The 9,414-nt window shown below is 68.5% G+C and carries 5 protein-coding genes; 2 read left to right on the plus strand and 3 right to left on the minus strand.

Annotated features, from left to right (window positions below):
* Positions 1–40 precede the first annotated feature (40 nt).
* Positions 41–1,612, minus strand: a complete 1,572-nt coding sequence (locus ABE543_RS17140) for a hypothetical protein (protein ID WP_346475936.1) — start codon at positions 1,610–1,612, stop codon at positions 41–43.
* Between the two features lie 30 nt (positions 1,613–1,642).
* Positions 1,643–3,799, minus strand: coding sequence for a bifunctional (p)ppGpp synthetase/guanosine-3',5'-bis(diphosphate) 3'-pyrophosphohydrolase (locus ABE543_RS17145; RefSeq protein ID WP_053518941.1), 2,157 nt, complete (start codon positions 3,797–3,799; stop codon positions 1,643–1,645).
* Positions 3,800–3,929: 130 nt separating this feature from the next.
* Here ABE543_RS17145 and ABE543_RS17150 point away from each other — a divergent pair, with 130 nt between their 5' ends.
* Entirely contained in the window at positions 3,930–4,466 is a 537-nt protein-coding gene (locus ABE543_RS17150) for a hypothetical protein (RefSeq protein ID WP_346475937.1), read from the plus strand.
* A 46-nt stretch (positions 4,467–4,512) separates the two neighbouring features.
* Here ABE543_RS17150 and hrpA read toward each other — a convergent pair whose 3' ends face one another.
* The gene (gene hrpA, locus ABE543_RS17155) at positions 4,513–8,595 is read right to left on the minus strand and encodes an ATP-dependent RNA helicase HrpA (protein WP_346475938.1); all 4,083 of its coding nucleotides are present in this window, start codon (positions 8,593–8,595) and stop codon (positions 4,513–4,515) included.
* A gap of 86 nt (positions 8,596–8,681) precedes the next feature.
* Between hrpA and ABE543_RS17160 the strand changes: the two genes are divergently transcribed.
* The gene (locus ABE543_RS17160; RefSeq protein ID WP_053518946.1) at positions 8,682–9,230 is read left to right on the plus strand and encodes a Dps family protein; all 549 of its coding nucleotides are present in this window, start codon (positions 8,682–8,684) and stop codon (positions 9,228–9,230) included.
* The last annotated feature ends 184 nt before the right edge of the window (positions 9,231–9,414 follow it).

A 9,414-nucleotide genomic window follows, 5' to 3' on the forward strand; every position in this document is an offset into this window, starting at 1 on the left:
CTATACCCGACTGGCACCACCGGCACGAATGGTCGTCGCATCAGCGCGGCTGCGGCTCGCCACCTGCGCGCCGCAGCCGCTCCTCGAATGGCGGCAGTTCGGCCAGGTCCGGTTGCAGCCGCCGCGCCTGCTCGGCGGCATGCGCGGCAAATGCCAGATCGCCGCTTCCCAGCCGTTCGCTGCCGATCGCCAGCCAGCGCTGGGCCAGGCGCAGCCGTGCGGGCGGCAACCCGGCGTCGGTCGGCGCCAGCGTCTGCCACGCCTGCAGACAGGCACCGGCGGCCTGCACCCGGTTCTGGCGCAGGTTGTCGTCGAAGCACTGGCGGCTGGCCGGCAGCAGCCGCGTGGCAGCCGCTTTCACGCGGGTGTCGCGTGGGGCCAGCGACTGCGCTTCGCGCAGCGCATCGAAGGCACTGTGCCCGGGCGGACTGATCCATTGCCCTGCACGCTCGGCGCGTTCGACCTGGCGCAGGTGATCACGCAGCAGACGCTCACGCTGGCTGCTGCTGATCGACGGCTGCTGCAGGGCCTGCTGCGCCTGTCGTGCACGCTGCAGGCGCTGCTCGAGCTGCTGCCTGGCCGCTGCCGAGGCACCCAGCGACGCTGCCAATGCGGCATCGCGCTGCGCCGCCTCGAACTGGAAATCATCGGCCCGCTTCTGGCTGCGTGCGAGGACCGCCTGCAACGTCTGCTCCCGGCCGCGCTGGGCACTGGGATCGTCCGCCGCCACCGCCAGGACCGCCTGGAAGCCCGCCGCCGCCGCTTCAAGCTGCTGTCGTTTCAACGCACGCTGCGCCTGCCGCAATCGCTGATCCATCGCCTGCGCCAATGCTTCCTGGCTGGCCGGCAGGTCGGCGTGCCCGGCATCGAACTGACGTGCCCGCTGCACCACCGCGGCCGCGTCGGCCAGATCACCTCGCGCGGCCAGGGCACGCGCCTGCTGCAGCAGGTCACTCAGTGCATCCTCGCGACCTTCCAGCGCCGATAGGTTGTCCGGCTGCAGGGCCAGAATGCGCTGGAACATCGGCAGGGCGCTGCTGTCGCCGTCATCCAGGCGCCCGGCGGCGAGTGCGTTGCGCGCCTGCGCAAGCATCGCGCCAATCCCTGCCCCGGCCGTGCGACGTGCCTGCAGCTGGCGCGCCAGCGCATCGGTCTGGCTCTGCGGCACCTGCAACTCGCGTGCCAGCGCCAAGGCCTGCGCACTGGCGTCCAGATCCCCGGCCTGCAGCCGGTCCCGCGCCTGCTGCAACGCAGCGGCACCGGTCCGTGCCAGGCCCTCGCGCGCCTGCGGGCGATCGCCGTCGAGCGCAAGCGCGGCCTGGTAGCGCTCGCGCGCACCACTGCCATCAATGGCGCTCAGCCGTCCCGCCGCCAGCGCACGATCACCTTCGGCCAGCAGCTGTTCGATCTGCGGTTCGTCCCAGAACCAGTCCGCCAGCGGCTTGCGCAGCAGCACCAGCAGCACGAACACCGCCATCGCCGCCACCAGCGCCCAGCGCCAGACCCGGCGCGCATGCCGCGCCTGCAGCCACCACCAACGGCCTTCACGGCGGACGCGGTCCAGCGCAGGATGTTCGGCGCCGTGAGGGCGATGCGGAGGCTCGCGTTCCATGCGTGCAGGGTAGCCGGGGTGGCGTGAAGCTCAGCCGAGGCGACGTGCCTCGCTGACACCGGGCAAGGCATCGAGCTTGCCCAGCAGGGTCGACAGCTGGCCGTAATCGCTCACCTTCAGCCGCAGGCGCAGGTGGGCGCGGCCGCTGTTGCGCACGTTGTCGCTGTGGATGTCGAGCACGTAGGCGTCTTCCTGGGCGATCAGGTTGGTGATGTCCTTCAGCAGCCAGCGGCGATCGACCGCATCGACCACCACGTCCACTTCGTAACCGCCACCCGCCTGCCCCCATTCCACCGGCAGGATGCGTTGCGGGCTGGCCGCGGCAAGGCGGGCCAGCGCTGCACAGTCTGCGCGATGCACCGTGACACCGCGGCTACGGGTCAGGTAGCCGACGATGGGTTCGCCCGCCACCGGCTGGCAGCAGCGTGCCAGCTGCACCAGCAGGTTGCCCACGCCCTGTACGGTGAACTTGGACTTGCCCAGGTTCTCGCGCCGTGCGGTCGGGCGTGGCAGGGTCGGCGGCGGCGCTGGCTGGCTGGCCGCACGTTCGGCCTCCAGCAGCGCGCGGCTGATCTGGTTGGGGCCGGTATCGCCCAGCGCGACCTGGATGTACAGGTCGTCGACGCTGTCGGCATGGAACTTCTTCGCCGCGGCCGCCAGATCCGAATGCTGCAGCCCGAGCCGCTTGAGCTCGCGCTCCAGCAGTTCGCGGCCGGCCTGCACGTTGCGCGCGCGGTCAAGCTTGTGGAACCAGCTGCGTACCTTCTCGCGCGAGCGGTTGCTGGCCAGGAAGCCGTTGGCCGGTATCAGCCAGTCGCGGCGCGGATCGGCCTCCTTGCCGGTAAGGATCTCCACCCGGTCGCCGCTGCGCAGGCGGTAGGTCAACGGCACGATGCGGCCGTTCACCTTGGCGCCGCGGCAGCGGTGTCCCACCATGGTGTGCACCTGGTAGGCGAAGTCCAGTGGCGTGGCCCCCTGCGGCAGATCCAGCACTTCGTCCTTCGGGCTCAGCGCATAGACGCGGTCCTCGGTGAGCTCCGCATCCAGTGCCCCGGCCAGTTCATTGCCCTGCCCGTCCTGCGCCTGCTCCAGCAGCTGGCGCATCCAGGTGATCTTGCGGTCGAAGGACTTTTCGGCGCCCTTGCCACCTTCCTTGTACTTCCAGTGCGCGGCCACGCCCAGTTCGGCCTGCGCATGCATCTCGTGGGTACGGATCTGCACTTCGATGGTGCGCCCTTCCGGGCCGACCACGGCGGTGTGCAGCGAACGGTAGTCGTTGGCCTTGGGTCGGGCGATGTAATCATCGAACTCGCTCGGCACCGGTGCCCACAGCGCGTGCACCACGCCCAGCACGGCGTAGCAGGCCGCGACGTCGTCGACCATCACCCGCACCGCACGGATGTCATACAGCTGGTCGAACGCCAGCCGCTTCTTCTGCATCTTCCGCCAGATGCTGTAGATGTGCTTCGGCCGCCCGCTGACCTCGGCCTTGATGCCCTGGGCCGACAGTTCGCGCGAGAGCACCTTCTTGACGTTCTCGACGTAACGTTCGCGGGCGATGCGCGTTTCATCCACCTCGCGGGCGATGCGTCGGTAGGTGTCCGGCTCCAGATGGCGGAACGCCAGGTCTTCCAGCTCCCACTTCAGCTGCCAGATGCCCAGGCGGTTGGCCAGCGGGGCATGGATGTCGCGGGTCAGCTGGGCCAGCGCGCGGCGCTGCTCCTCCTCCAGCCTGTCGGCCGCGCGCATGCGCGCCAGCTGCCGCGCCAGCAGGATCGGCACCACCCGCAGGTCGCGGATGATCGCCAGCAGCAGCCGGCGCAGGCCCTCACTGTTGCGTCCGGCCTCGCGACCGGCGTGCAGCGCCCATACCGGGTCGGCCGCGTCCTGGCCGTCGAGCAGGCCGATCACCGCCGCCCGGTGGCTGCCAAGCGGCAACTGCTCCAGGTGGGCGCGCAGGCCGGGCAGGTCGAACAGCAGGGCCGCGACCACCGCGCCTTCGTCCGCCGAGAGCATTGACAGGGCATCGAGGGTGTCGCCCAGCACCGACCAGCTGGCGCGCATCTGCGTGTCAGTCCCGGCAGCTTCCCAGTACTCGCGCAGGGCCTGGCGCAGCGGAGCGGGCAGCACCGCTGCCGAGGGACGGTTCAACAAGGCATCCAGGCCGGGGACGGAAGCGCGGTTCACAGCATCGAGCAGGCAAGACAGAGGCCCCCTACACTAGCGCCGGCACCGTTCAGGGACAATCGCCACCGCTGCATCGCCGGGCATGAGCACATGCCGCTACACTCGCGGGCAAACCCCGGAGAGACCTGTCATGCCTTCCATTGTCCTGCGCGCCCGTCCACGGCTGCTGGCCTGTGCCGCCGTGCTGTTGTCCCTGTCCGCGCCCGCCCTGGCGCAGCGCGTGGTGGAGGGCGATCTGCAGCAGCAGATGTCACCGGCCGAGTTCAAGGCCGCCGGCCTGGACAAGCTCAGCGCCGCCGAACTGGCCTCGCTCAACCGCTGGCTGCAGGGCAAGGTCGAAGCCGCTGCCACCGAGGCGGTCGCCGCCGTGCGCGAGGAAGCGCGCGAGGAGGGGCGACAGGAAGTGATCCGCAAGAACCGTGGCTTCTTCGACTTCGGCAGCAATGAGCCGATCACCGGTGTGCTGCAGGGCGAGTTCCGCGGCTTCGGCAAGGGCCGCGTCTATTCGCTGGACAACGGCCAGCAATGGGAACAGACCGACACGACGTCAGTTTCCGGTGTCCGCAGGCAATCGCCCAAGGTCAGCATCACCCCGGGCGTGATGGGTGTGTGGTACCTGAAGGTCGAGGGCGTCAATACCCAGCCCAAGGTCCGTCGCACCAAGTAACGCGCAACCCGTCCGAATGCAGCCGGGCACTGCCCGGCTGCACGCTTCATGCCTGGCGCAGTGCCGCCACCCGCTGCGCCAGCTTCTTGGCCGAGATGCCGGTGCGCGCCCCCAGTTCCTGGGCGAACAGCGAAACCCGCAGCTCCTCCAGATCCCAGCGCAGCGCCTGCCACTGTGGCCGCTCGCGCAGGCCCTGCTGTTCACCGGCCGCCAGCGCCTCCAGGAACGGATGCAGTTCCAGCATGCGCGCCTGGTCACGTGGCGGGTCACGCTTGGCACGTTCGGTGCGAAGGATCATCGCCTTCAGGTAACGGGGATACTGGGCCAGCGCATCAGCCGGTGTGTCGCGCAGGAAGCCGGGGTGGATCAGTCCCGCCAGCTGCGCTTCCATGTCGTCCAGGTTGCCCCGTGCCCAGCCCATCAATGGCGCTTCCAGCATCGGCTTCAGTTCCGCCACCAGCGCCAGGATGGTCTCGGCCAGCTTCAGCCGCGACATCGCCTCGCCGAACAGGGCCTTGGCTGCATGCTCGCGGCGCTGTTCGAAGGCCGCCGCATCGCGGATGCTTTCCAGTCCTTCGGCCAGCACGGCGTTCATCGCCGCATCGACCAGATCGCCTCGGAGGCGCTCCTGCGATTCGATCGCCGCATACAACAGGCCCGTCTTGGCAGCGACCGGCAGCTGCTTGCGGGCCTGCTTGACCTTGTCGGCCAGCGCGATCTCCAGCAGGCGGCGCACGCCCAGTGGGTGGGCCTCCTCGGCCTGCTGGCGGTCGGCGAAGATGCGCAGGGCCACACTGTCACCCTCGTCCAGCAGCGCCGGATAGGCGGGCACGCCCGCCTCACCGGGTACCTGCAGTGGAATCGGCGCAGCCGGGAAGGTGCGCAGCCCATCGGCCGCCATCTCGCGACCGGCACGCGCGGCAAAGGCATCACCGGCTCGGCCGCCGAATCGCGCCCGCAACGCGTCGAGGTCACGTGAGGTGGCCAGCACCTTGCCCTGCTCGTCGCGCAGTCGCAGATTCATGTGCAGATGCGGCTCGATGGAATCCGGCTCGAAATCAGTCGCCGCGACCGGGGCGCCGGTCGCGCGCGACAGGAAGCGTGCCAGTTCGCCGGTGATCGCATCGGCACTGGCATTGGGGAACGCCTCATGGAACGCACGGCCGAAATCCGGGGCCGGCACATAATTGCGGCGCATCGCCTTGGGCAGGCTGCGGATCAGCGCTGCCGCCTTGTCGGCGACGAAGCCTGGCGCCAGCCAGCCCAACTGCACTGGATCGAGCGCGTTGAGCAGGTGCAGCGGCACCTCCAGGGTGACACCATCATCTTCGGCACCCGGCTCGAAACGGTAGTGCAGCGGCAGCCTTGCCTGGCCCAGCGGCAGATACTTCGGATAACGCTCCTGTTCGCTGCCTTCGCCCGGCAGCAGGTCCGCCAGCGTCCAGTGCAGCCCCTTGCGCTGTGCGGGCGGCAGTTCCTTCCACCACGCGTCCAGGCCGGATGCCGAATGGATGTGGGGGGGAACCCGGTCCAGATACCAGCGCGCCTGCCAGTTTTCATCGGCAACGATGCCAGCCCGGCGCAGCTTCGCTTCTTCCTCGCGCGCCACCTCCAGCACCTTCTGGTTGTCTGCCACGAAACTGGCGCGGGTGTTGATCTCGCCGGTCACCAGCGCCTGCCGCACGAAGATGTCGTGCGCCTCGCCGGGTGCGATGCGTCCGTAATGCACCGGCTTCTTCGGCGCCAGCACCAGACCGAACAGGCTGATCTGTTCCGATGCCAGCACCTGGCCCTGCGCACGCGACCAATGCGGGTCGAAGTGCTTGCGCAGGAGCAGGTGCGGCAGCTCGGCAATCACCCAGTCCGGCTCGATCGCCGCCAGGGTCATGCCCCACACCTTCTGCGTGTCGAGCAGGTTGGCCACCAGCAACCAGGGGGGTGGCCGCTTGGACAGCACGGAACCGGGGAACGGCAGGAAGCGGCGCTGGCGCGGCGCGAGGAAATACCCCTTCTCGGTGCGATGGCCGATCTGCGTAGGCAGGCCCGCCACCAGTGCACGATGCAGCGTCTGATAGGCCGAAGCCCGCACGCGTTCACTGAAGCCGCCGCCGGCAGGCGCCTGCTCTTTCTGCGCCCGCGCCGCCACCGGCGCCGGCACGGCGTCTGCCTTGCCCTCGCGGGCCAGGCGGGCAGCGCGGTGCAGCTGGCCCCGCGTGGCTTTCACCGCTGCCGCGTCATCACGTGCGGCCGCCGGCGCACTGCTGCCCGCCAGCAACGGTGCCATCGATGCTTCCACGGGCTCTTCCTTCCAGCCCAGCTCCTCGCACAGCAAGCGTAGTTGGCGATGCAGCTCGCGCCACTCGCGCATGCGCAGGAATCCAAGGAAATGCCGCCCGCACCAGTCGCGCAGCTTGGACTGGGTCAGATCTTCATGGGCCTGCCGGTAGGCATCCCACAGGCGCAGCACGCCGACGAACTCGGAGCGGCCGTCGGCGAACTGGGCATGCGCGGTGTCGGCGGCCCCCCGTGCCTCGGCCGGTCGCTCGCGCGGGTCCTGGATGCCCAGGAACGAGGCGATCACCAGCATCGGCCGCAGGCAGCCGGCCGCCTGTGCCGCCACCAGCATGCGTGCCAGCTTCACATCCACCGGCAGGCGCGCCATCTGCTTGCCGATCGCGGTCATGCGCCGCTCGCTGTCGATCGCGCCCAGCTCGGTCAGCTGCTGCCAGCCATCGGCCACCGCACGTTCGTCCGGTGCTTCCAGGAAAGGAAAATCCTCGATGCGGCCCAGACCCAACTGCAGCATGCGCAGGATCACCCCGGCCAGGCTGGAGCGGCGGATTTCCGGATCGGTGAACTCCGGCCGGGCCTGGAAATCGGCCTCCGCATACAGGCGATAGCAGATGCCCTCGGCGATACGGCCGCAGCGGCCCTTGCGCTGGTTGGCGCTGGCCTGCGAGATCGGCTCGATGTGCAAGCGGTCAAGCTTGTTGCGCGGGCTGTAACGCTTGACGCGGGCGAAGCCCGGATCGACCACATAACGGATACGCGGCACCGTCAGCGAGGTCTCGGCCACGTTGGTGGCCAGCACGATGCGCCGGTTCGGCCCGGGGTTGAACACCCGGTCCTGGTCCTGGTTGGACAGCCGTGCATACAACGGCAGCACCTCGGTATTGCGGTACCGGCGTCGCTCCAGCGACTGGTGGGCGTCGCGGATCTCACGTTCACCCGGCAGGAAGATCAGCACATCGCCCCGCGCGTCCAGGCGCGTGATCTCGTCGATCGCCGACACGATCGCATCGTTGACGGTGCGTTCGCCCTCCTGCTCGCCCTCGCCTTCCAGCGCGCGGTAGCGCACCTCGACCGGATAGGTACGGCCCTCTACGCTGATCACCGGCGCGTCGTCAAAATGCTGGGCGAAACGGTCGGTGTCGATGGTGGCCGAGGTGACGATCAGTTTCAGGTCCGGCCGCTTGCGCAGCAGCTGCTTCAGATAGCCGAGCAGGAAGTCGATGTTGAGGCTGCGTTCATGCGCTTCATCGACGATGATCGTGTCGTAGTTCGACAGCCAGCGGTCGCTGGCGATCTCCGCCAGCAGGATGCCGTCGGTCATGAACTTGATGCGGCTGTCCTCGCTGACCTTGTCGTTGAAGCGCACCTGGTAGCCGACCAGCTGGCCCAGCTCACTGTGCAGCTCCTGTGCCACGCGGCTGGCCACCGCGCGTGCGGCGATCCGGCGCGGCTGGGTGCAACCGATCATGCCGGCCTGGCCACGGCCGGCGGCCAGGCACAGCTTGGGCAGCTGGGTGGTCTTGCCCGAGCCCGTTTCGCCCGCGATCACCACCACCTGGTGATCCCGGATCAGCGCGATGATGGCATCGGCTTCACGCGCAATCGGCAGCTGGGGGTCCAGAGTAATGGCTGGTTGCTGCTGCGCCCGTTTCTGCCGGCGCTGCACCGACGCCTGCAAGGCCTGCTCGAAGGTAGCAGCCAGTGCCGCATCCTGTGGCTTGGCCTGGCAACGCGAGAGCATCCCCAGCAAACGGCCCCGGTCGCGGCTCATTGCGCCGTCGATGGCGGCGCGCTGTTGGCGCAGGCGGGACTGCGGCATTTTGTCGATAGCGTTCATCAATCGGTTCGTTTAAAACTTTGAAAGCAAACAGTCGTCAAGACTGATTTATTGTGAAGACCAACGATTCCACAAGGAGGAACCCCATGGCGAAGACCAAGAGCCCGACCAAGGCCAAGACCGGCAAGCAGAAGCTTGCCGCTGCGGCGCCGTCGGCCCCCAATATCGATATCGGGATCACCCAGGGCGACCGCAAGAAGATCGCCGACGGTCTGTCGCGCTTCCAGGCTGACGCGTTCACGCTCTACCTGAAGACGCACAACTTCCACTGGAACGTGACCGGGTCGATGTTCAACTCGCTGCACACCATGTTTGAAACACAGTACACCGAGCAATGGGCGGCCCTGGACGATGTGGCCGAGCGCATCCGCGCGCTGGGCTTCAATGCCCCGGGCTCCTACCGGGAGTTCGCTGCGCTGACCTCGATCGCCGAGGAGCCGGGCCTGACCGACAGTGCGGACTGGCGGGAAATGGTACGCCAGTTGGTGGTCGCCAACGAAGCGGTCTGCCGTACGGCGCGTGAAGTGCTGGAGGTGGCGGCCAAGGGCGATGATGCCCCGACCGAGGATCTGATGACCCAGCGCCTGCAGACCCACGAGAAGTATGCGTGGATGCTGCGCTCCCTGCTGCAGTAAGGGTTGGGGGGTGTTCGGCAGGGCTGCGCCCTGCACCCGCAGAAGCAACTGCAACGGCAACGGCCGGAGCAAAAGCGGGTTTCCTGTGGGTTGGCGGGGTGGGTCCGGTTGCGGGGGACGCCGCAAGTACGTCCCTGTAGGCTCGGTCGCGCCATCCATGGCGCTCACGCCCCCGCAACCGGAC

Origin of the sequence: Stenotrophomonas sp. TWI169 (genome assembly GCF_039674705.1) — a bacterium.
GTDB classification, from domain to species: Bacteria; Pseudomonadota; Gammaproteobacteria; order Xanthomonadales; family Xanthomonadaceae; genus Stenotrophomonas; species Stenotrophomonas maltophilia_P.